A 20,999-nucleotide genomic window follows, 5' to 3' on the forward strand; every position below is an offset into this window, starting at 1 on the left:
CCCATCGGGCGCTGAACCGCTCAGGGGTTTAAGCATAGGAAGTTGCTGACTTTTTTGGGGAGCCTCCGCGGCAAAGCCAGGCGCAGCGTCACCGCTCGCGGGAATTCGCCTTCGCATGAATCGTTGAATCAGATAAGCTTGCCCTTGGGATAGAGGACGATCAGGAGGGGTTTTGGCACTTGCTGCCGGCAACACGACGCGTCTGTGGGCGCTTGTCGCGAAGGAGTTTTGGCGCAAAACGCGCCGGCGCCTGCGTGCCGGACCGGTTTATCGCTGGCGCTATTCCGGCCGCACGCCCGAACGGGTGCTGATCGCGCCGCCGGACCTGCGGCTGGCCGACCCGCAGATCGCGCTTGAGATCTACTATGGCCGCTATCCCTTGTCGGGACATATGGTCGAGACCGGCGGCAAGTCGCCCTTCCAGATCAGCGTTCCCAATTACGGCTGGCAGAAGACGCTGCATGGCTTTCGCTGGCTGCGTCACATGCGCGCCGCCGGCACCGAGCTTGCCGCCGCCAATGCGCGTGCGCTGGTGTCCGACTGGATCGCCACGCATGGAAACAACATTTCCGGCATTGCCTGGGAGCCCGGCACGGCTGCCAAGCGCATTATCGCCTGGCTGCAGCATTCCTCGATCGTGCTGCAAGGCGCTGAATTCCCGTTCTACCGCGCCTTCCTGAAATCGCTGGCCGTCCAGATCCGCTACCTCAGGTCGATGGCGCGCGAAATGCCTGACGGCAAGGACAGGCTGCGCGCCCGCATCGCCCTCGCCTTCGCCGCCCTGTCGCTGCCGGCGCCCGCATCGGCGCTGCGCGGCGCCACCCGCAACCTCGCCGAGGAACTCGACCGCCAGATCCTTCCCGATGGCGGCCACATCTCGCGCAACCCGATGGCGGTGCTGGAAATCCTCGCCGATCTTTTGCCGCTGCGGCAGACCTACGCCAACCAGGCGGAAGCGCCGCCACAGGCACTGATCGGCGCCATCGACAGGATGCTGCCGGCGCTGCGCTTCTTCCGCCACCAGGACGGCAGCCTCGCCCGCTTCAACGGCATGGGCGCCACCATCCATGACCGCATCGCCAGCATCCTGCGCCACGACGACACCGCCGGCTCGCCGCTGCTGCATGCACCGCATTCGGGCTATGAGCGGCTGTCCATGGGTGGCGTCACCGTCATCGCCGACACCGGCCCGCCGCCGCCCGTCCACGTCTCCAATGCCGCCCATGCCAGCTGCCTTGCGTTCGAGCTGTCGTCGGGCCGCCAGCATTACATCGTCAATGCCGGCATCGACACCTATGGCGCTGCCGAATTCCGGCCCCTGGCCCGCGCCACCGCCGCGCATTCGACCGCCACCATCAACGACACCTCGTCGGCGCGGTTCAGCCATTCGCTGCGCATCAACGATCTTCTGGGGTCGCCTTTGATCGGCGGCCCGCAGCATGTGCAGTGCAAGCGTATCGACCAGAAGGGCGTTCAAGGCTTCATCGCCCGCCATGACGGCTATATCCAGCGCTTCGGTTTCCTGCACGAGCGCGAGCTGAAACTGTCCTCGAACGGCAATGTGCTGACCGGCAGGGACCGCTTCCAGCGTCCTGGAGGTGCGGCGATCCGCAACAATGGCCGCGATTTCATCACCGTGCGCTTCCACGTCCATCCCGACATCAACCTTTTGCAGGACGAGCATGACCGCCTGGTGCTGACCGCCGAGCAGGCCGACAGCTGGGTGTTCACCTGCACCGAGATGGTGCCGGAGGTCGAGGAATCGATCTACTTCGCCGGTCTCGGCGGCCCGCGCCGAAGCCGGCAGATCGTGCTTGCCTTCAAGCCGTCCGACATCGCCGAAGTCCACTGGCAGCTCACCCGCACCTCTATCGCCGGCTATTCCGAAAACAACTGACCGCGCCTGCGCTGACCGAGCTTGCGCCTTGATTTCCTGATCTCATATGATACGGCGCGGGCCTGCCCCTCCAGCCGTGAAAGCACGCCCATGGCCGTCGCCGCCAAGAACATTCCCGCTCCCGACCTCGTTCCCGTGCGTCGCGCGCTGCTCTCCGTCTTCGACAAGACCGGCCTCATCGATCTCGCCAGGGCGCTCGCCGCTTCCGGCGTCGAGCTGGTGTCGACCGGCGGCACGGCAAAAGCGATCGCCGATGCGGGCCTGGCGGTCCGCGACGTCTCCGAGCTCACCGGCTTTCCCGAGATCATGGATGGCCGCGTCAAGACCCTGCACCCGTCGGTGCATGGCGCCCTGCTCGGCGTTCGCGATGATCCCGATCACGCCGCGGCGATGCACAAATATGGCATCGAGCCGATCGACCTGGTCGTCTGCAATCTCTATCCGTTCGAGGAAGTCCGCCGCTCCGGCGCCGACTACGCGGCGATCGTCGAGAACATCGACATTGGCGGCCCGGCGATGATCCGCGCCTCGGCCAAGAACCACGCCTATGTCGCCATCGTCACCGATCCCGGCGACTATGCCTCCGTGCTCAATGCGCTGGAGATGAATATCGGCTCGCTTTCGCTGGATTTCCGCAAGAAGCTCGCGGCCAAGGCTTTTGCCCGCACCGCCAGCTACGACGCGGTAATCTCGGGCTGGTTCGCCGAGGCGCTGGAGATCGAGCACCCGACCTGGCGCGCCTTCGGCGGCAGGCTGGAAACCGTGATGCGCTATGGCGAGAACCCGCACCAGGGCGCCGGCTTCTATGTCAATGGCGACAAGCGGCCGGGCGTGGCCACGGCGCGCCAGCTCCAGGGCAAACAGCTTTCCTACAACAACATCAACGATACCGACGCCGCCTTCGAGCTGGCCGGCGAGTTCGACCCGGCGCGCTCGGCCGCCGTCGCCATCATCAAGCATGCCAACCCGTGCGGCGTCGCCGAGGGTTCGACGCTGAAGGCCGCCTACGCCAGGGCACTGGCCTGCGATCCGGTCTCGGCCTATGGCGGCATTGTCGCTGTGAATCGCATCCTGGACGCCGAGGCGGCCGAAGAGATCGTGAAGACCTTCACCGAGGTCATTATCGCGCCCGGCGCCACCGACGAGGCGGCAGCGATCGTGGCCGCGAAGAAGAACCTGCGCCTGCTGGTCGCGGGCGGCCTGCCGGATCCGCGCGCGATCGGCACAACCGTCAAATCCGTCGCCGGCGGCCTGCTGGTGCAGGGCAGGGACAACGCCGTCGTCGACGACCTCGAGCTGAAGGTGGTGACGAAACGGGCGCCGACGCCGGCCGAACTGGCCGACCTGAAATTCGCCTTCCGCGTCGCCAAGCACGTCAAGTCGAACGCCATCGTCTACGCAAGGGACAGCGCCACGGTAGGCATCGGCGCCGGGCAGATGAGCCGCGTCGATTCCTCGCGCATCGCTGCCCGCAAGGCACTCGACGCTGCGGAAGCGGCGGGCTGGGCCGAGCCGCTGACCAAAGGCTCTGTCGTCGCCTCCGACGCCTTCTTCCCCTTCGCCGACGGCCTGCTGTCGGCCATCGAGGCCGGCGCCACGGCGGTGATCCAGCCCGGCGGCTCGATGCGCGACGACGATGTGGTTGCCGCCGCCGACGAGCATGGCATCGCCATGGTGTTCACGGGCGTGAGACACTTCAGACATTGAGCGCCTCACCCTCCCCCTTGTGGGGAGGGTCGGCGAGCGATGTTTGCGAAGCAAAGCTCGTGAGACGGGGTGGGGCCAGCGCCGTCCCCCACCCCGCTCCGCTTCGCGGATCGACCCTCCCCACAAGGGGGAGGGTAAATCACTCCGCCGCCCGGTCCGCCGGATACGGCGTCCTGATCAGGATCGCCATGCCTATGGCCAGGAACAGGATGATAACCGCCATGCCGAGCCGCGCCGAATCGCTCACCGCCGTGATGGTCGCCACCAGGAACGGCGCCAGGAAACTGGTCGCGCGCCCGGCCAGCGCATAGATGCCGAAATAGCGGCCGGATTCCGACGCCGTAACGCTGCGCGCCATATAGGACCGCGATGACGCCTGCACCGGCCCGAAGGCGAGCCCGATCAGCAATCCATAGAGGATGTAGGCCTTTTCCGCGGCGGTGCCGAACAGGCCCCCGGAATCGGTGGTCGAGAGCTGGATAAGCCCGAGCAGCGTGAAGCCGGGGCCGGTCGAGACGACGCCGATGGTGGCGACCGAAAGCATGACCAGCGCGATCATCACCACCGCCTTGGAGCCGAGCGCGGTGTCGAGCCGCGCAGCGATCCAGCAGCCGAAGATGGCGACGACGTTGAGGATGATGCCGAACATGCCGATCTCGGTGATCGACCACTGGAACATGCCGGCCGCGAAGGTGCCGCCGAGCGCCAGCAGCGCATTGACGCCGTCCTGATAGATCATGCGGGCGACGAGGAAGCGGAAGATGCCGCCGCGCCTGCGCACCTCGACCAAGGTCGACTTCAGCTCCGACAGGCCTTCGCGCACCGCAGGCTTGATCGGGATGCCTTTGATGGCATCGGGAGTGAAGAGGAACATCGGCAGGATGAACAGGAAATACCAGCCGGCCGACAGCGGCCCGGTGGCGCGGGCATCCTCGCCGAGCTTCGGGTCCAGCCCGAACAGCGGGTCGAGGCCGATGATGGTCTTGCCGGTCTCCTGCGATCCGGCCAGGAACAGCACGACGAAGATCAGCGCGATCATACCGCCGAGATAGCCAAGCCCCCAGGCCATGTTGGAGATGCGGCCGATCTCGCTCTTCGGCACCAGGCGCGGCATCATGGAATCGTTGAAGACGGTGGAGAATTCAGCCGCCACCGAGGCCAGCGAGAACAATGCCACGATCAGGAACAGGTTCGAGCCGGGCGCGGCGAGCCACAGCAGCGCCAGGCTGGCGATCTTGATCGCCGCGAAGAAGGCGATCCACGGCTTGCGCGGCCCGGTCTGGTCGGCGATCGAACCGAGGATCGGCGACAGCACGGCGATGACCAGTCCGGCCGCGGCGATGCCGTAGCCCCAGACGGCCTGGCCGGTGGTCGGATCGCTGGCCATGCGCGAAACGAAATAGGGGCCGAAGATGAAGGTGGTGACGACCGTGAAGAAGGGCTGCGCCGCCCAGTCGAACAACATCCACCCCCAGATGCCGCGCCCGGACGCCCGCTGCACTGCTACTTCGGCCATGTCCCCTCCGGTCGCCTTCGTTTCGTTGGGCGGTTCACCCCATGTCTGCATGTTTTCCGCTGGTCATGCAAACGAACACGAGTCGCGCGGCCGTTCTTTGGCTTACCCGCCTTCATTCCGACGAGAGCAAGGGCGCCGACCCTAGCTCCCCCTTGTGGGAGGTCGGACCGAAGGTCCGGGTGGGCGTCCGGCGCCGCCCCTCCCCGCTGCTTCGCAGGGCACCCGCCTGGGAAGGGTACGTCAGGCGATGGCTCACATCCCTGTCAGATCGCTCATCAGGCCCGATGCCACCGACAGCCGCGACACGGTGATGTCGCCGCCCTCGGTCAGCGCCTGCAGCCGTTCGCGGGTGCGGCCGATCCTCTCCCCGCCGGCCTCCAGCCACGCCGCCACCGGGTCGGCTGCCCCGGCGTGGTTCACGAGTGCCGCCACCGCGATGCCGCGCCGCGCGGTCCCGATCGTGTCGGTGGCGCGCGACAGGGCGAGCTGGTCGTAATAGTCCGCCGGTGTGATGGAGCGGGCCGCCTCCTCGACGCGCGGAATACGGAAGGCGTCGCTGACCGCGAAGAAGGCCTTCGCCGCGGCGACGATGTCGGCGCCTGCCGTTCGCGCCGTCAGCGCGATGTCGGGGATCAGCTCCGCCACATCGGCCAGCGCCAGTTGCGCTGCCAGCCTGTCCGGCGCCCCGGCCTTGACCAGTCCATGCCGCTTCTCGTCGATCCGTTCGCGCGAATAATCGGGGAGCAGCGAAACGAGTTTCGGCTCCAGCGCCTTGCGAGCCTCCCGCAATTCGGCGATGCGCTGGGCAAGCGGCGCCGTGCCGGCGTCGTTCTTCAAGTACCAGCCGCTGGTCACGTAGATCAGCCGGCTGACCGCCTGGTAGAGATCGAGCTGCATCTGGCCGTCGATCTGATTGTCGAGTGCGTCGATCTCGCGGTAAAGCGCCGGCAAGGCAAAGCCGTCGCGCACCACGGCGAAGGTGCGCACCACGTCGGCGGCGGTGCGCCCCGTTGCTTCCCGCAACCGGTTGACGAAGGAGGGACCGCCGCGGTTGACCAGCTCATTGGCGACGACGCGGGCGATGATCTCGCGGCGCAGGCGATGGCCGTGGATCTCGGCGGCATATTTCTTCGCCATCCGGTCGGGGAAATAACCCATCAGGTCGCGGTCGAAATGCGGCTCGTCAGGCACGTCGCTTGCGACGATGTCGGAAAACAGCACGATCTTGGCATAGGCGAGCAGCACGCCGAGCTCGGCCCTGGTCAGCGGCTCGCCGCGCGCCTCGCGCTCGGCAAGGGCCGCCGGCGAAGGCAACGTCTCGACCGTGCGGTCGAGCAGGCCGCGCGCTTCCAGCGCCGACATGAAGCGGGCCTGGTGGGCGATGTCGGCGAGGCCGCGCTTGCGGGCGATGGAGAGCGCCAGCGTCTGCTGGTAGTTGTTGGACAGGACCAGCTCGCCGACCTCGCCGGTCATCTCGGCGAGAAGCTTGTCGCGCTCAGGCCGGGTCAACGACCCTTTGCGCATGGCGGACGCCAGCGCGATCTTGATATTGACCTCGACATCGGAACAGTTGACCCCGCCCGAATTGTCGATGGCGTCGGAATTGCAACGCCCGCCATTCATGCCGAATTCGATGCGCGCGCGCTGCGTCACCCCGAGATTGGCGCCCTCGCCGATCACCTTGGCGCGCACGTCGAGCGCGGTGATGCGGACGGCGTCGTTGGCGCGATCACCGACCTCGGCGTTGGTCTCGGTCGAGGCCCGCAAATACGTGCCGATGCCGCCGAACCACAAGAGGTCGACGGGCGCCTTGAGGATGGCGCTCATGATCTCGACCGGCGTGGCGGTCGTCTTGTTGAGGCCGATCGCAGCAGCAGCGGCGGCCGGCAAGGTGATCGATTTCTGGCCGCGCGAGACGATGACGCCGCCCTCGGAGAGCTTGCTCTTGTCGTAGTCCTGCCAGCTCGAACGGGGAAGAGCGAACATGCGCTGGCGCTCGGCCATCGATGCCGCCATGTCGGGATCGGGATCGATGAAGATGTCGCGGTGGTCGAAGGCTGCGATCAGCCTTGTCTTCGGTGACAACAGCATGCCGTTGCCGAACACGTCGCCCGACATGTCACCCACCCCGACGACGGAGAAGGGCGTGGTCTGGATGTCGCGGTTCATCTCGCGGAAATGCCGCTTGACCGCCTCCCACGCGCCCTTGGCGGTGATGCCCATCTTCTTGTGGTCGTACCCGGCCGAACCGCCGCTGGCGAAGGCATCGTCAAGCCAGAAGCCATGGCTTTCGCTGATGGCGTTGGCGGTGTCGGAGAAAGTTGCCGTGCCCTTGTCGGCGGCAACGACGAAATAGGGGTCGTCCTGGTCGCGCCTGACAACGCCGGCCGGCGGGATGACGCCGTCGAGGCCGATATTGTCGGTGATCGACAAAAGGCTGGAAACGAAGTTCTTGTAGGCCGATGTGCCGGCTTCGAAGATGGCGTCGCGGCCGGCGCTCATCGGCAGCTTCTTCGGATAGAACCCGCCCTTGGCGCCGACCGGCACGATGACCGCGTTCTTGACCTGCTGTGCCTTGACCAGGCCGAGCACCTCGGTGCGGTAATCCTGGGCGCGGTCCGACCAGCGCAGGCCGCCGCGCGCCACCGGACCGAAGCGCAGATGCACGCCCTCGACCTCAGAGCCGTAGACGAAGATTTCCCGCCACGGTCGCGGCTCGGGCAATCCGTCGACCGAACGCGAATCGAGTTTGATCGCCAGCGACTGGCCCTTGGCTTTCGTATCGGCAACGAAATGATTGGTGCGCAGCGAGGCTTCGATGAGATTGAGGTAGCGGCGGATGATGGCGTCGTCGTCGATGTTGGGAACGTCTTCCAGCGCGTCCCTGATCTTGGCCTTGAGATGCTTTGCCGCCACCACGCCTTCCGTCTCGGCTGTCGGGCCGAGCCGGGCGATGAACAGCGCGTGCAGGCCGCGTGCGATCTCGGGATAGCGGTTGAGGGCCGCGGCGATGAAATCCTGGCTCTGCGGAATTCCGGCCTGCTGCAAATACCGCCCATAGGCGCGCAGGATGGTGATTTCGCCCGACCACAGGCCGGCGGTCTGGGCAAGGCCGTTGTAGCCGTCATTGTCGACGTCGCCGCGCCACACCGACAGGAACGCGTCCTCGAACAGCGCGCCGCCATTGCTGAGGTCGATCGGCTTTCCGTAGCTGTTCTCCAGCTCCATGTCGTGGATGAAGACGGTGCCGGGCTGATCACTATTGATCATGCCGGGCTGATCCCTATTGCCGGCCTTGTCGTCGCTGACCTCGAAGGTGCGCTCGCTGATGACGCGGAAGCCGATATTTTCCAGCACCGGCACGCGCCGCGACAGCGCCACCGGGCTGCCATGGTGATAGATTTTCAGCGCCGCCTGGTGCGGCTTCTGCTCGGCATGGCGATAGTAATCGATGGCGATCGGATTGCTGGCGCTGATCCTGGCGATACGCCCGGCATCGACCAGCGCCACACCGGCGCTGAAGGAGTCCCGGTAGCTTTCCGGAAATCGTGCCGCGATCCTCTTCAGCGCCGGGTCGCTGCCGCTGGTTTCCGCCGCCTCGGAAAGGGCGTCCTCCCAGGTGCGCACGATGTCGCGGATCGCCGCCTCGATCGTTGCCTGTTCGACCTTCGGCGTCTTGCCGCCGGAGCGGCCGATGATGAAATGCACGCGCGCCAGCCCGCCTTCCGGGAAGGCCGGGTAGTAGGCCGACAGCCGGCCTTCGAACACCGTCTTAAGGTAGGTGCCGACCTTCTCGCGCACGACGCTGTCGTAACGGTCGCGCGGCACGAAGACGAGGATGGAGACGAAGCGGTCGAACTGGTCGGCGCGCACCAGTGCCCGCACGCGCGGCCTCTCGACGAGGCCCAGAATGGCCGCGGCATGCTTCCTCAGGATCGGCACCGGTACCTGGAACAGCTCGTCGCGCGGATAGCTCTCCAGCACGTTGATCAGCGCCTTGCCGGAGTGGTCGTGCCGGTCGAAACCGGATTTGGCGATGACGGTTTCGGCCTTCGACCTGAGATAGGGGATCTTCATCACCGAGCGCGTGTAGGCGGTCGATGTGAACAGGCCGACAATGCGCAGTTCGCCCGCCAGAGCGCCCTTGGCGGTGTAGGTCTTGATGCCGATATAATCGAGATAGATGCGCCGGTGCACGGAAGATTTGGCATTGGCCTTGGTGACGATCAGCGGCTCCGGCCCATGCAGGAAGGCTCGAATCTCCGGCGTTGTCGTCACCGCTTCGGTGCCGCGCCGCAGCACCAGCACGTCCAGGTCGGACAATATGCCCAGGCCAGGCTTGTCGGCACGCTCCAGCGTGCCGCTTTCCTCGCCGCCGACATATGTGAATTCGCGCATGCCGAGGAAAGTGAAATTGTCGTCGCGCAGCCACTCCAGGAAGGCGATCGCCTCGGCCACGCTCTTCTTGTCCAGGGGTACCGCCGAATAGCGGAATTCCGAGATCGCCTGGTCGAGGCGGGCCAGCATCGGCTTCCAGTCGCTGACGGCTGAATGGACCTGGCCGAGTATCTTGCGCAGCCGCTCGGCCAAGCCGTTCGCCTGCTCCGGGGTCAGCCGGGGAATATGGACGTGAATGACGCTCAGCCGGTCGTGGCTGCCGTCGTCCCTGGCGAAATTGCCGTCGCCGAGAATTTCCTCGACGCCGTCCTTGCCATGGCGGACGGTGATGACGGGATGGGTGACCAGGGTCGGCTCGCCGGCACTCTCGGTGATCTCGCCGAGTATGGAATCGAACAGGAAAGGCATATTGTCGTTGACGACGGTGACGATCGTGACGGGTCGGCCCTCGCGAACGACGCCGGAATCGGTGTCGACGGCGACGGCGCACGCGCCCTTCTTGTGACCGGCGACCGCGCGGCCGGCGAGATCCGCGGCACGTTCGAGGTCGGCCACCTCATAGGCGGCAATGTCTTCCGCCGGCGCGCGGGCGAGCAGGTAGTCGGCAAGCCTGGCCGGCCTTTCCTGCGTCTTCGGCATCGCCGTGGCTTTCTTCTTCGACCTACTCGCCGATTTCACGCTGGCCATGACGCTTCTTTCCTCCCGTCGTATGCTTTTGCGGACTATGTAGCAGATGACCGCTATTTGGCGACAAAGGTTTGACGGCGTGCCAAGAATTATCGCAATTCGGCGGCAGCCGGCGACAAACGAGGAGGAATGCCCATGACCGACAAGATCACCGCGCTCGATCTCGCCGCTGCTGAGCTGAGCGATGCGACCAGGACCTATTTCGCCAAATGCGAGGAGAAGCTCGGCCTGATCCCCAACGTGTTGCGCGCCTATGCCTTCGACGACAAGAAGCTGCGTGCCTTCACCGACATGTACAACGATCTGATGCTGGGCGATTCAGGCCTGTCGAAGCTGGAGCGCGAGATGATCGCGGTCGCTGTCTCCTCCATCAACCATTGCTACTACTGCCTGACGGCGCATGGCGCCGCCGTGCGGCAGCTGTCGGGCGACCCTTCGCTCGGCGAGATGATGGTGATGAATTTCCGCGCCGCCGATCTTTCATCGAAGCAGGTCGCGATGCTGGAATTCGCGGTCAAGCTGACAGAGGAGCCGGCCAAGATCGTCGAAGCCGACCGCGCGGCCCTGCGTATGGCCGGCTTCACCGATCGCGACATCTGGGACATCGCCTCCACGGCCGCCTTCTTCAACATGTCGAACCGGGTGGCGGCGGCAATCGATATGCGCCCGAACTCCGAGTACCACGCCATGGCAAGGTGACGAGCAGGGCCTGACTCGGCAGTATATTAGCTATCGCTCATTCTCATTGCTTGTATGTCGGTTTGGTCCGATGATCGCCGGGCGGCATGACCGCATGCCGGTTCGATGCCGCCGACAAGGGAGGAGAACATGGCGAAATTTCTCTATGTCTATCACGGCTCCGGCAAGATGCCGACCGAGGAGGCCGAACGCAAAGCCGCGATGGATGCCTGGAACGGCTGGTACGGCAAGCTCGGCTCGGCCGTGGTCGACGGCGGCAATCCGGTCGGCATGTCGAAGACGGTGCTGCCCGACGGCAAGGTCGAGAACAATGGCGGCAGCAACCCGACCGCCGGCTACACGATCGTGGAAGCCAGGGACATCGACGATGCCGTCGCCAAGGCCAGGGATTGCCCGATCCTGATGAACCCGGCCTTCAGCGTCGAGATCGCGCCGATCATCGAAATGATGTGACGGTCACGAGCGCGCCGCGATCGCCGCGGCTGCACCGGCCATGGTGGTGGCGCTGACGCGGTTGGCGATTCTCATGGCGCGCTTGCTCTTCAGGAGCTTGCGCGCCTGGGCGGCGGCAAGCACCCAGGCAAGGTCGATCACGACAAGCACCACCGCCATGGTCGCCGTCAGTTCGATCCAGCCAACCACCGTCACCGAAGCAAGGTCGATGATGGTCGGCAGCAGGGCCAGGTAGAACATCATGATCTTGGGGTTGCCGAGCGTCACGGCCATGCCGGCGAAGAACAGTTTGCCGGGCGAGTCCTCGCGCGGCATCTCGCCTTCTTTCGCTTCGACAGGCGCGGTCCACATCTTCCAGGCGAGGTAAGCGAGATAGGCGACGCCGACCCATTTGACGATGACGAAAGCGAAATGGAAAGTCTGCGCCACCACCGCCAACCCGAACACGGCCAGCGACAGCCAGATGCCCTCGCCGATCCACATGGCGAGCAGGAACGGGAACACGTCGCGAAACCCCTTGGCGATGACGCGGGCAACGAGTGCCGCGATCGAAGGGCCCGGCGAACCGGCGGCCACGAAGAGCGCGGCGGCGAAGATCAGGAGCGAGGTGAGGTGCATGGCGAGGATCTCGGCTTGAAAACCTTCAATGCCAGACATTAGCGCAAGCGATCGAGTTTCGGTAGCATCAACATGCTTGCCGGCCCGGCATCACGCGGCTAGATAGATCGCCGCGAAACAATTTCGAGCTTCACTTTGCCTACGTAACCGCCGGTCTCGTCAACTCCCCGACACAATGCATGGCGCCGCCACAACGGTGCCTTTTTCCATTTCATGTGTTCCTCTGGGCGGCGGTTCGAGACCGGTTTGGCACTGCTGAACCGCTGTCGCATGCGCCGCGACGCCTGATCCCAAGAACCGCAGCCTACCGCCACGCCGCGCCCGCCTGGGCATCTCGACATTGCCGACCTGATGAACTTCCCGACGGGAAGGGCTTATCGGCATGTCTTCTATTCTGCGCATCCGCTGGACGGTCGCGCCTCAAACCGCACCACGTCCCCTGATCACCTGCAATCGCTGCGGCGACATCAAAGCCTATCGCAGCAACGGAAAGTTCCGCGTCAACGCCAACGGCAAGCGCATTGACGTCTGGCTGATCTATCGTTGTATCAACTGCGACAATTCCTGGAATTTCGGCATTTTTGAGCGCCGCAACCGCCGCGACATCGAGCCGGCGCTGCTGCGGGCGCTGGAGAGCAACGATGCAGCACTTGCCCGGCGCCAAGCATTCGATGTGACCGCACTGCGCGGCCAGGTGGGGCGTGTCGAGGAGTTTCCCGACGTCGACGTGCACAAGACGGCGCTTGGCGGGACAAGCGAAGCTGCAAGCGTGCTGGAGCTCCGGCTCGGGCTCGAAATGCCGATATCGCTGCGGCTCGATCGTTTGCTCGCCAACGAACTCGGCATCTCACGGTCGCGACTTCAAGCCCTGGAGGAGAAAGGCCTGTTGGTTGTCGATTGCGACGGGGCCAAGGCTTTGCGCAAGCCGGCACGCGACGGGACGACGGTCCGCGTCGATCTGGCCGGCGAACCCGACCGGCAGGCCATCATATCTGCCGCCAGGGGATGAACGGCAGAGGGGCGAAGCACCTGGTGCTCCGCCCCTCCCGGATACGATCAGAAAGCAGAAATTACGCGGCGCCGACGGCCTTGGACGATTTCTCGAAGCGCTTGCGCTCGTTGGGATCCAGATAAAGCTTGCGCAGGCGGATGGTCTTCGGTGTCACCTCGACCAGCTCGTCGTCCTGGATCCAGGCCAGCGCGCGCTCCAACGTCATGCGGATCGGCGGTGTCAGCTTGACCGCCTCGTCCTTGCCGGCGGCGCGGATGTTGGTCAGCTTCTTGCCCTTCAGCACGTTCACTTCCAGGTCGTTGTCGCGGGAGTGGATGCCGATGATCATGCCCTGATAGACCTTGACGCCCGGGTCGATGACCATCGGGCCACGATCCTCCAGGTTCCACATGGCGTAGGCGACGGACTCGCCCTGCTCGTTGGAGATCAGCACGCCGTTGGTGCGACCGGGCAGTTCGCCCTTATAGGGCTCATAGGCATGGAACAGCCGGTTCATCACGGCGGTGCCGCGCGTGTCGGTCAAGAGTTCCGACTGGTAGCCGATCAGGCCGCGCGTCGGCGCGTGGAAGACGAGGCGCTGGCGGTTGCCGCCGGAGGGGCGCAATTCGACCATCTCGGCCTTGCGCTCGGACATTTTCTGCACGACGACGCCGGCATGCTCCTCGTCGACGTCGATGACGACTTCCTCGACCGGCTCCAGCAATTCGCCGTTCTCGCCCTTCTGCATGACCACGCGCGGCCGCGACACGGCGATTTCAAAGCCCTCGCGGCGCATGGTCTCGATCAGCACGGCAAGCTGCAATTCGCCACGGCCCGACACGAAGAAGGAATCCTTGTCAGGCGATTCCTCGATCTTGAGCGCGACATTGCCCTCGGCTTCGCGCAGCAGGCGGTCGCGGATGACGCGGCTGGTCACCTTGTCGCCTTCCGTGCCGGCCAGCGGCGAATCGTTGACGAGGAAAGACATGGTCACGGTCGGCGGATCGATCGGCTGCGCGTGCAGCGGCTCGCTCACGCTCAGGTCGCAGAACGTGTCGGCGACGGTGCCTTTGGACAGGCCGGCAATGGCGACGATGTCGCCCGCCTGCGCTTCCTCGATCGGCTGGCGCTCGAGGCCGCGGAAGGCCAGTATCTTGGAAATGCGGCCGGTTTCGATCTGGGTACCGTCATGATGCAGCACCTTGACCGCCTGGTTGGCCTTCAGCGTTCCGCTCTCGATGCGGCCGGTGATGATACGGCCGAGGAACGGATTGGCTTCCAGGATAGTGCCGATCATGCGGAACGGGCCGGGATGCACGGTCGGCGCGGGCACATGCTTGAGGACGAGGTCGAACAGCGGCGACAGGCCCTGGTCCTTGGGACCTTCCGGATTTTCCGAGACCCAGCCGTCGCGCCCCGAACCATAAAGGATCGGGAAGTCGAGCTGCTCGTCGGTGGCGTCGAGCGCGGCAAACAGGTCGAACACCTCGTTGACCACCTCGACATGGCGGGCGTCCGGCCGGTCGATCTTGTTGATGACGACGATGGGCTTCAAGCCGACCTTGAGCGCCTTGCCGACGACGAACTTGGTCTGCGGCATCGGGCCTTCGGCGGCGTCGACCAGCACGATCGCCGAATCCACCATCGACAGGATGCGCTCGACCTCGCCGCCGAAATCGGCGTGGCCGGGGGTGTCGACGATGTTGACGCGGGTACCCTTCCAGTCGACCGAGGTCGCCTTGGCCAGGATGGTGATGCCACGTTCCTTTTCGAGGTCGTTGGAATCCATGGCGCGTTCGGCGACGCGCTGATTGTCGCGGAAGGCGCCGGATTGTTTCAGAAGCTGGTCGACAAGGGTGGTCTTTCCATGGTCGACGTGCGCGATGATCGCGATATTGCGGAGGTTCATGATCTGGTCTCGGGAGCGTTGCAGGCAGCAGGCCAAAAGGCGCCGCCTCTTTCGTGTTGCGCGGCTCATACAGGGTTTTTCGCATTTGCGAAAGAGGAAGCGCGACACCAAATAATCATCAAATCTTAAGCATCGCCATGTGAAATGGTTTTGTTAACCAAGGCGGGAACCTTTTGCGGGCCCGGGCAGTTCGAACACCATGACCAACGCAGTCGTCAAATTTCGGCCGATTCTCGTAACTGCGGCTCTCGCCGTGCTGCTGGCTGCCGGCGCCGCCCAATCCGCGGCGACGCTCAAGGAAGCGCGGCCTGCTCTGCCGAACGATGTCCCGAGCGCCGAACAGGTCTTTGCGGATGCGCCCGATGGCGTCGATCCGGTGGTGACGGGGCCCGTCAGCGCGGCCTTCAAGCAAAGGCAGGAAAGCGCCAATTGCGATAGCGCGGTTTGGCCCAACGTCCCGTTGGTCTGCTATCCCGACTGATCGGCTGCGCGCCGTCGGCGAACTGCCGATCTCCCCCTTATTGAAAGATCGCCAATCTGACCGACGGCACACTCGTTCGAAGGCGCACTATGCCGCTTGCGGCTCCGGGTCGAACGCCGGCCGGCTGGTGTTGATTAGGAGCGAGATACAGGCGGCGGCAATCGCGGTCATGCCGGCGATCAGGAAGGCCAGTTCGTAATTGCCCTGCAGTTCGCGCATGGTGCCGCCGAAGAAGGCGGCGGTTGCCGCGCCCACCTGATGGCCGGCGACGATCCAGCCGAACACGATCGGGCCGCTGCGGTCGCCGAAGGCTTCATTGGCGAGCCGCAGCGTCGGCGGCACGGTGGCGATCCAGTCGAGACCGTAAAGCACGGCGAAGATGATCAGACTGGTCGCCGAAAAGCCGGAATAGGGCAGATAGATCAGCGACAAGCCGCGGATCGCATAATAGACGCCGAGCAGCTTGCGCGGATCGAAACGGTCGGTGAGCCAGCCCGACAGCGTGGTGCCGATCAGGTCGAAAATGCCCATCATCGACAACAGGCCAGCCGCCTGCACCTCGTTGATGCCCATATCGCCGCAAAATGCGATGAGATGCGTGCCGACCAGCCCGTTGGTGGTGAAACCGCAGACGAAGAAGGTGGCGAACAGGTACCAGAAGACGCGCGTGCCGGCGGCGCGGCGCAGCGTGGTCAGCGTGTGGGTCAGGAAATTGCCTTGTGCCGCCGGCGGTACCGGCGGCACGTCGTCGGCTTCCGCGCCGTAGCGCACCATGCCGATCGATGCCGGGCGTTCCGGCACCAGCAGCAGCACCAGCGGCACCAGACAGGCCGTTGCGACGGAGATGGCGGTGACGACCGGCTTCCAGCCGCCTGACTGCGCCAGCGAGGCCAGCAGCGGCAGGAAGACCAGCAGACCGGTGGCGCTGGAGGCCGACATCAAGCCCATGACGAGACCGCGGTTGGTCTTGAACCAGCGGTTGACGATCGTGGCGCCGAGCACGGTGGCGACCGCGCCGGAGCCGACGCCGGAAAACACGCCCCAGGTGATCAGCAGATGCCATGGCTTGGTCATCAGCAGGCTGAGCGCGGTGGAGGCCGACATCACGACAAGCGCGGCAAGCAGCGTGCGCCGCAGCCCGATCCGCTCCATCAGCGCAGCGGCAAACGGTCCGGTCAGGCCGTAGAGGAAGATGCCGACCGCGGCAGCCAGCGACACCACGTCGCGCCGCCAGCCGAAACTTTCCTCCAGCGGCAGCATCATGACGGCTGGCGCGGAGCGCAGGCCGGCCGCGATCAGCAGGCAGAGAAAGATGACGGCGACCACGACGAAAGCGTAGCGCTGGCCAAATGGACGGGATTGAGCTAGCATGTTACTGACCGGTACGTTGCAGGATGGAAACATGTATACGTACCGATCGGTAACAGTGTCAACCGAGACCGCGAATGCCACCAGACAATAAAATTGAACCGTCCATCAGCAGCGCTCACGCGTCGGCTCCGCCAAAGGCGGCGGAAAAGATACTCGGCGTGGCGCGCGATCTGTTTTACCGGCAAGGCATCAGGGCAATTGGCGTCGATGAGATCGTCAGGCGCGCAGGGGTCACCAAGCCCAGCCTCTATCGCAGCTTTCCCTCCAAGGACGAATTGGCCGCCTCTTATCTGCGCCGATACGACCTCGAATTCTGGGAACGCTTCGACGAGGCGGTGAACGCCCATCCCGGCGATCCGCGCGCGCAAATCCGAGCCTTCCTGACCCGCGTCGGCAAGCGCACGCAGAAGCCTGACTATCGCGGCTGCGGCATGACCAATGCGGCCGTAGAATATCCCGAGCGCGGCCATCCGGCGCGCGTGGTGAGCGAGGACAACAAGCAGGAACTGCGCCGCCGCCTGCGCGCCATGGCCGCCGCGATGAATGCCGCCGACGCCGACACGCTGGGCGACGGTCTGCTGCTTCTGATCGAAGGCGCCTATATCAGCGGCCAGTTGTTCGGCGCCGGTGGCCCGGCGGCGTCGGTGGCGATCAACGCCGATCTGCTGATCGAGGCGAGCTTGAAGAAATAGTGTTTGGCGATAGGCTGCTGCGACCTTCAACGGAGATGTCCGCGATGCGCAGCCTGGTTCTTCCGCTCGTTCTCGCCAGCGTCTGCCAGGCAGCGCATGCCGGCGAGATATCGAGCGCCTACACCGATCTTGACTGGAAGAACGACTGCGTCACCTATGCGCAAGCCGGGGACGGCGATGGCGACTGGGCCGACCTCGCCTGTTCGGGCTATCGTGGATATCCGGTGCTGATCGCCTATGACGATGCGCGCGAATCGCTGTTTTATGGTTTCCCGCCCGGCGGCGACATGACATCGGTCTGGGAAAGTTTCTCCGGCTTCAATTCCTCAGGCGCCAGGATCGAGTGGCGCATCGAGACCGACGGCGACAAGGCGGTGCCGTTCGCGGTCATTCACCGCCGCTCGATCAGCAATCCGGAAGACGAGAAGAAACCCACCGACGTGCTGCTCGTCTCCAAGGTCGCGCAAATGGATGCGCGCGACGGCTGCACGGTCGCACTGGTGCTGGCTACAGGAAATCCTGCCGCCAACGATCAGGCGCGCAAGCTTGCCGACGAGAAAGCACGGTCCTTCGCCTGCGGCAAGGACCGGCGCACCGTCATCGGCGAGGTACCGGCTTTCGGGCGCGTCGACAATTGAAGGACAAGCGTTCGCCGCTCGCCGACGTGTCAAATGCTTCTGTTTTCACGCGCCCTCGTCATCACCGTTGAGGAACAGCAATGTCTCGGAGCGCGCTGGTCTGCTTGTTGTGGGCTCAGCCGTAGATCTGCTTGTGGACCTGATAAAGCATTTCCGAGCGGTCGGCGCGCATGTCGGCCAGATCGCGGCTGGAGAAGCTGTCGATTTCAGCGACGAGGCGGTTGTAGTTCTTGCGCTTGGCGATGCTGCTGCGGGCGCGGGTCAAGAGGCTGTCGAGGATCATAGCGAGTTTCCTTCTGGGCCGCATTTGGCGGCCGGTTTCTTCCTCCCTTGATCGATACGGAGCATGACATAGGAATGGTGCATCGCAAAAAGAAGATGTTGCAATGCACCATTGCGCTATGTGCATAGCCGGTTAATGGCGCCTGAACGCCACCCCCGGCGCCGGCGCATTGCCCTTCCGTGATGGGAATGCCGGTTCCTGTCGTTTTGTCTTACAAATTGCGGAAATGTCATCGCCGCCGACCTTGCCATATCGATCTCCTGCTGGCTTGATCGCCGCCGGATTGCCAACGTTACCGGGAGGAAAGAATGGCCGCCGCCGACTACGAAATTCTCGATCCGCGTTTTGCGCGGCTGTTCAACGGCAATGCGCAAGTGGATAAGCTCTTCACCGGCTGCCGATGGGCGGAAGGGCCGGCCTGGTTCGCCGCCGGCCGCTATGTCGTCTGGTCCGACATCCCGAACAACCGCATGATGCGTTACGACGAGACCGACGGCAGCGTCAGCGTGTTTCGGCAGCCATGCGGCAATTCCAACGGCAACACCGTCGACCGGCAGGGCCGGCTGGTGACCTGCGAGCATTCGGGGCGCCGCGTCAGCCGCACCGAGTTCGACGGTTCGGTCACCACCATTGCCGCAAAATGGAAGGGCAAGCGGCTGAATTCGCCCAATGACGTGGTGGTCAAGTCGGACGGCTCGATCTGGTTCACCGATCCAACCTACGGCATCGACACCGATTACGAGGGCGACAGGGCCGAGAGCGAGATCGGCGCCTGCCATGTCTACCGGGTCGATCCCGGTACCGGCGATGTCGAGGCTGTCATCACCGACATGGTCAGGCCGAACGGGCTGGCTTTCTCGCTCGACGAGAGCAAGCTCTATGTCGTCGACACCGGCCGCACGCATGGCGCGCAGAACCCGGCGCATATGCGGGTATTCAATGTCGGCGAGGGCGGCAAGAAGGTCTCGGGTGAAAAAGTCTTCGCCGACTGCACCGCAGGCCTGTTCGACGGCTTCAGGCTCGACGATGCCGGGCGCATCTGGACCAGCGCCGCCGATGGCATCCATTGCTACGATCCGGACGGAACGCTGATCGGCAAGGTCAAGGTGCCCGAGGTGACGGCCAATTGCGTGTTCGGCGGCGCCAAGCTGAACTGTCTCTACATTGCCGGCACCACCTCGCTCTACATGGTCCGGCTGATGGTGAACGGCGCCAAGACCTACTGAGCTGAATTAAAGGGAGGATCGTCATGCCATTCGTCAACATCCGCATCGTCAAGGAAGTGATCGCCGCCGATCCGGCCGGCAAGAAAGCCGACATCGCCAAAAAAGTCACGGCGGCGATCATGGACGCCACCGGGCTCGGCAATGACGATGTCTGGGTGGTCTTCGAGGAGGTCAACGCCCGCGACTGGTACGTCGGCAAGACCGATGTCGAGACGCTGAGAAAAGGGTAGGCGCTAACGCGCGCGAATGAAATCCGCGAAAGCGGACAACGCATCGCGCGTTGCCAACGCGTTCGCCTGCTCCCCCAGGACGGCCTCCACCTCAGCTGGCTTCTTGCCGAGCAGCCCGATCTCCAGCCCGCCGTCATAAAGCGCGAAGGACATGGTGCGCATGATCTCCGCCAATGCGGCGCGGGCATAGAGCGAGCGCGGCGAGGCGTGCACCAGCATGGCCGGCTTGTCGACGGCGGCATCGCGCGACACCAGCCAGTCGAGCGCATTCTTCAGGCCGCCCGGCACGCCATGCGCATATTCCGGGCATGAGATGATGACGCCGTCGGCGGCGGTGACGGCATCGATCAGCCTGGACGCTTCGGACGGCGTCCGCTCACCCTCGTCGTCGGGGTTGAAGATCGGCAGCAGGCCGAGTCCTTCATGGATGGCGACGCGGCAGCCCTCTGGCGCGTTCCACGCCAGTGCCGCGACCAGGGCCGAATTGGTGGAGGCCGCCCGCAGGCTGCCGGAAATGGCAAGGAGGTTCAGCAAGGCGACGCTCGGACGAATCTTCCGCGCACGCTACCACATCGTTTGCTTGTATTCGTCGTCCAGCCAGCGGTCGGTCGCCTCGGCCGAATCGGCGAGCGCCAGTTGGTCGCGCAGGATCTGACCGAGCGTCGGCAGCGTGGCGCGGTCGTACCAGCTGTTGGGCTTCCACAAGTCGGAGCGCATGAAGGCCTTGGCGCAATGCATGTAGGCGGCCTTGACGGCGACCACGACGACGCTCTGCGGCTCCTTGCCGTCGACGGCCAGCCGTTCGCGCAAACCCGCGTCGACGGTGATGCGGGCGTCGCCGTTGACGCGCAGCGTCTCGTTCATGCCGGGAATGAGGAACAGCAGCCCGACCGACGGGTTGAGCAGGATGTTCTCCAGCGTATCCAGCCGGTTGTTGCCGGGCCGGTCGGGGATGGCGATGGTCCTGTCGTCAAGCACGGCGGCGAATCCTGGCTTGTCGCCTTTGGGCGTCACATCGGCATTGCCTTCGCCGTCGGAGGAGCCGATCAGCACGAAGGGGCTCTTGCCGATGAAGGAGCGGCAATGGCCGTCCAGCGCCTTCAATTCCTTGCGGATCGAACCATCCGTCGGACGCGGCGTCTTGTAGATCGTCCGCAGCTCTTCGCGCGTGGTAACGAATTCCATGGCACTCCCCCCAATTTG

General features: G+C 64.6%; 18 protein-coding genes. 10 read left to right on the plus strand and 8 right to left on the minus strand.

All coding sequences use genetic code 11. From position 1 onward, the window contains the following. The first annotated feature begins 172 nt into the window (after positions 1–172). The gene (locus FJ959_RS01710) at positions 173–1,897 is read left to right on the plus strand and encodes a heparinase II/III family protein (RefSeq protein WP_140628139.1); all 1,725 of its coding nucleotides are present in this window, start codon (positions 173–175) and stop codon (positions 1,895–1,897) included. A gap of 90 nt (positions 1,898–1,987) precedes the next feature. After that, positions 1,988–3,604, plus strand: a complete 1,617-nt coding sequence (purH, locus tag FJ959_RS01715; protein ID WP_140566713.1) for a bifunctional phosphoribosylaminoimidazolecarboxamide formyltransferase/IMP cyclohydrolase — start codon at positions 1,988–1,990, stop codon at positions 3,602–3,604. Between the two features lie 139 nt (positions 3,605–3,743). Here purH and FJ959_RS01720 read toward each other — a convergent pair whose 3' ends face one another. Both FJ959_RS01720 and FJ959_RS01725 read right to left on the minus strand, forming a co-directional pair. Continuing rightward, complete coding sequence (locus FJ959_RS01720; RefSeq protein WP_140518061.1) at positions 3,744–5,120, minus strand: MFS transporter; 1,377 nt, start codon at positions 5,118–5,120, stop codon at positions 3,744–3,746. A 252-nt stretch (positions 5,121–5,372) separates the two neighbouring features. Beyond that, a complete protein-coding gene (locus FJ959_RS01725; protein ID WP_140628142.1) occupies positions 5,373–10,205 on the minus strand; it encodes an NAD-glutamate dehydrogenase in 4,833 nt (1,610 codons plus the stop codon). Between the two features lie 135 nt (positions 10,206–10,340). On the opposite strand from FJ959_RS01725, the gene FJ959_RS01730 reads away from it, so the two are divergent. Both FJ959_RS01730 and FJ959_RS01735 read left to right on the plus strand, forming a co-directional pair. Further along, the gene (locus tag FJ959_RS01730) at positions 10,341–10,904 is read left to right on the plus strand and encodes a peroxidase-related enzyme (protein ID WP_140560727.1); all 564 of its coding nucleotides are present in this window, start codon (positions 10,341–10,343) and stop codon (positions 10,902–10,904) included. A gap of 129 nt (positions 10,905–11,033) precedes the next feature. Continuing rightward, the gene (locus tag FJ959_RS01735; RefSeq protein WP_140518064.1) at positions 11,034–11,357 is read left to right on the plus strand and encodes a YciI family protein; all 324 of its coding nucleotides are present in this window, start codon (positions 11,034–11,036) and stop codon (positions 11,355–11,357) included. Positions 11,358–11,360: 3 nt separating this feature from the next. Here the strand turns inward: FJ959_RS01735 and FJ959_RS01740 are convergent, their stop codons facing one another. After that, the gene (locus FJ959_RS01740) at positions 11,361–11,975 is read right to left on the minus strand and encodes a LysE family translocator (RefSeq protein ID WP_140628809.1); all 615 of its coding nucleotides are present in this window, start codon (positions 11,973–11,975) and stop codon (positions 11,361–11,363) included. A 382-nt stretch (positions 11,976–12,357) separates the two neighbouring features. On the opposite strand from FJ959_RS01740, the gene FJ959_RS01745 reads away from it, so the two are divergent. Continuing rightward, the gene (locus FJ959_RS01745) at positions 12,358–12,984 is read left to right on the plus strand and encodes a DUF1062 domain-containing protein (RefSeq protein ID WP_140628145.1); all 627 of its coding nucleotides are present in this window, start codon (positions 12,358–12,360) and stop codon (positions 12,982–12,984) included. Between the two features lie 61 nt (positions 12,985–13,045). On the opposite strand, the gene typA is transcribed toward FJ959_RS01745, so the two are convergent. After that, positions 13,046–14,875 carry a translational GTPase TypA gene (gene typA, locus FJ959_RS01750; protein ID WP_140492867.1) on the minus strand — a complete coding sequence of 610 codons (1,830 nt, stop codon included), beginning with the start codon at positions 14,873–14,875 and terminating at the stop codon, positions 13,046–13,048. A gap of 199 nt (positions 14,876–15,074) precedes the next feature. On the opposite strand from typA, the gene FJ959_RS01755 reads away from it, so the two are divergent. After that, positions 15,075–15,356, plus strand: coding sequence for a hypothetical protein (locus FJ959_RS01755; RefSeq protein ID WP_181171955.1), 282 nt, complete (start codon positions 15,075–15,077; stop codon positions 15,354–15,356). An 87-nt stretch (positions 15,357–15,443) separates the two neighbouring features. On the opposite strand, the gene FJ959_RS01760 is transcribed toward FJ959_RS01755, so the two are convergent. Beyond that, the gene (locus FJ959_RS01760) at positions 15,444–16,727 is read right to left on the minus strand and encodes an MFS transporter (protein ID WP_140880322.1); all 1,284 of its coding nucleotides are present in this window, start codon (positions 16,725–16,727) and stop codon (positions 15,444–15,446) included. Positions 16,728–16,801: 74 nt separating this feature from the next. Between FJ959_RS01760 and FJ959_RS01765 the strand changes: the two genes are divergently transcribed. Together FJ959_RS01765 and FJ959_RS01770 are read left to right on the plus strand one after the other, a co-directional pair. Next, positions 16,802–17,419, plus strand: a complete 618-nt coding sequence (locus FJ959_RS01765; protein WP_140524978.1) for a TetR/AcrR family transcriptional regulator — start codon at positions 16,802–16,804, stop codon at positions 17,417–17,419. A 44-nt stretch (positions 17,420–17,463) separates the two neighbouring features. Then, complete coding sequence (locus FJ959_RS01770) at positions 17,464–18,057, plus strand: hypothetical protein (protein ID WP_140554860.1); 594 nt, start codon at positions 17,464–17,466, stop codon at positions 18,055–18,057. A 115-nt stretch (positions 18,058–18,172) separates the two neighbouring features. On the opposite strand, the gene FJ959_RS01775 is transcribed toward FJ959_RS01770, so the two are convergent. Further along, positions 18,173–18,340 carry a hypothetical protein gene (locus FJ959_RS01775; RefSeq protein WP_140492852.1) on the minus strand — a complete coding sequence of 56 codons (168 nt, stop codon included), beginning with the start codon at positions 18,338–18,340 and terminating at the stop codon, positions 18,173–18,175. Positions 18,341–18,648: 308 nt separating this feature from the next. Between FJ959_RS01775 and FJ959_RS01780 the strand changes: the two genes are divergently transcribed. Together FJ959_RS01780 and FJ959_RS01785 are read left to right on the plus strand one after the other, a co-directional pair. Continuing rightward, complete coding sequence (locus FJ959_RS01780) at positions 18,649–19,566, plus strand: SMP-30/gluconolactonase/LRE family protein (protein WP_140518068.1); 918 nt, start codon at positions 18,649–18,651, stop codon at positions 19,564–19,566. A 23-nt stretch (positions 19,567–19,589) separates the two neighbouring features. Further along, positions 19,590–19,796 (plus strand): 4-oxalocrotonate tautomerase family protein, encoded by a 207-nt coding sequence (locus FJ959_RS01785; RefSeq protein WP_013892236.1) that lies wholly within the window; start codon positions 19,590–19,592, stop codon positions 19,794–19,796. 3 nt (positions 19,797–19,799) lie between these two features. Here the strand turns inward: FJ959_RS01785 and FJ959_RS01790 are convergent, their stop codons facing one another. Together FJ959_RS01790 and FJ959_RS01795 are read right to left on the minus strand one after the other, a co-directional pair. Next, on the minus strand, positions 19,800–20,330 hold the full coding sequence (locus FJ959_RS01790) for an NADPH-dependent FMN reductase (RefSeq protein ID WP_140524976.1): 531 nt from the start codon (positions 20,328–20,330) through the stop codon (positions 19,800–19,802). 30 nt (positions 20,331–20,360) lie between these two features. Further along, on the minus strand, positions 20,361–20,981 hold the full coding sequence (locus FJ959_RS01795; protein WP_140492842.1) for a pyridoxamine 5'-phosphate oxidase family protein: 621 nt from the start codon (positions 20,979–20,981) through the stop codon (positions 20,361–20,363). Positions 20,982–20,999: the final 18 nt, after the last annotated feature.

The organism is Mesorhizobium sp. B2-2-4, from assembly GCF_006442375.1.
In the GTDB taxonomy this organism is placed as follows: Bacteria; Pseudomonadota; Alphaproteobacteria; order Rhizobiales; family Rhizobiaceae; genus Mesorhizobium.

Bases quoted from the DNA above. Each gene is read 5' to 3' on its own strand.
- purH (WP_140566713.1), top strand. From the start codon at position 1,988: ATGGCCGTCGCCGCCAAGAACATTCCCGCTCCCGACCTCGTTCCCGTG.
- FJ959_RS01720 (WP_140518061.1), bottom strand. From the start codon at position 5,120: ATGGCCGAAGTAGCAGTGCAGCGGGCGTCCGGGCGCGGCATCTGGGGG.
- FJ959_RS01725 (WP_140628142.1), bottom strand. From the start codon at position 10,205: ATGGCCAGCGTGAAATCGGCGAGTAGGTCGAAGAAGAAAGCCACGGCG.
- FJ959_RS01730 (WP_140560727.1), top strand. From the start codon at position 10,341: ATGACCGACAAGATCACCGCGCTCGATCTCGCCGCTGCTGAGCTGAGC.
- FJ959_RS01735 (WP_140518064.1), top strand. From the start codon at position 11,034: ATGGCGAAATTTCTCTATGTCTATCACGGCTCCGGCAAGATGCCGACC.
- FJ959_RS01740 (WP_140628809.1), bottom strand. From the start codon at position 11,975: ATGCACCTCACCTCGCTCCTGATCTTCGCCGCCGCGCTCTTCGTGGCC.
- FJ959_RS01745 (WP_140628145.1), top strand. From the start codon at position 12,358: ATGTCTTCTATTCTGCGCATCCGCTGGACGGTCGCGCCTCAAACCGCA.
- typA (WP_140492867.1), bottom strand. From the start codon at position 14,875: ATGAACCTCCGCAATATCGCGATCATCGCGCACGTCGACCATGGAAAG.
- FJ959_RS01755 (WP_181171955.1), top strand. From the start codon at position 15,075: ATGACCAACGCAGTCGTCAAATTTCGGCCGATTCTCGTAACTGCGGCT.
- FJ959_RS01760 (WP_140880322.1), bottom strand. From the start codon at position 16,727: ATGCTAGCTCAATCCCGTCCATTTGGCCAGCGCTACGCTTTCGTCGTG.
- FJ959_RS01765 (WP_140524978.1), top strand. From the start codon at position 16,802: ATGCCACCAGACAATAAAATTGAACCGTCCATCAGCAGCGCTCACGCG.
- FJ959_RS01770 (WP_140554860.1), top strand. From the start codon at position 17,464: ATGCGCAGCCTGGTTCTTCCGCTCGTTCTCGCCAGCGTCTGCCAGGCA.
- FJ959_RS01775 (WP_140492852.1), bottom strand. From the start codon at position 18,340: ATGATCCTCGACAGCCTCTTGACCCGCGCCCGCAGCAGCATCGCCAAG.
- FJ959_RS01780 (WP_140518068.1), top strand. From the start codon at position 18,649: ATGGCCGCCGCCGACTACGAAATTCTCGATCCGCGTTTTGCGCGGCTG.
- FJ959_RS01785 (WP_013892236.1), top strand. From the start codon at position 19,590: ATGCCATTCGTCAACATCCGCATCGTCAAGGAAGTGATCGCCGCCGAT.
- FJ959_RS01795 (WP_140492842.1), bottom strand. From the start codon at position 20,981: ATGGAATTCGTTACCACGCGCGAAGAGCTGCGGACGATCTACAAGACG.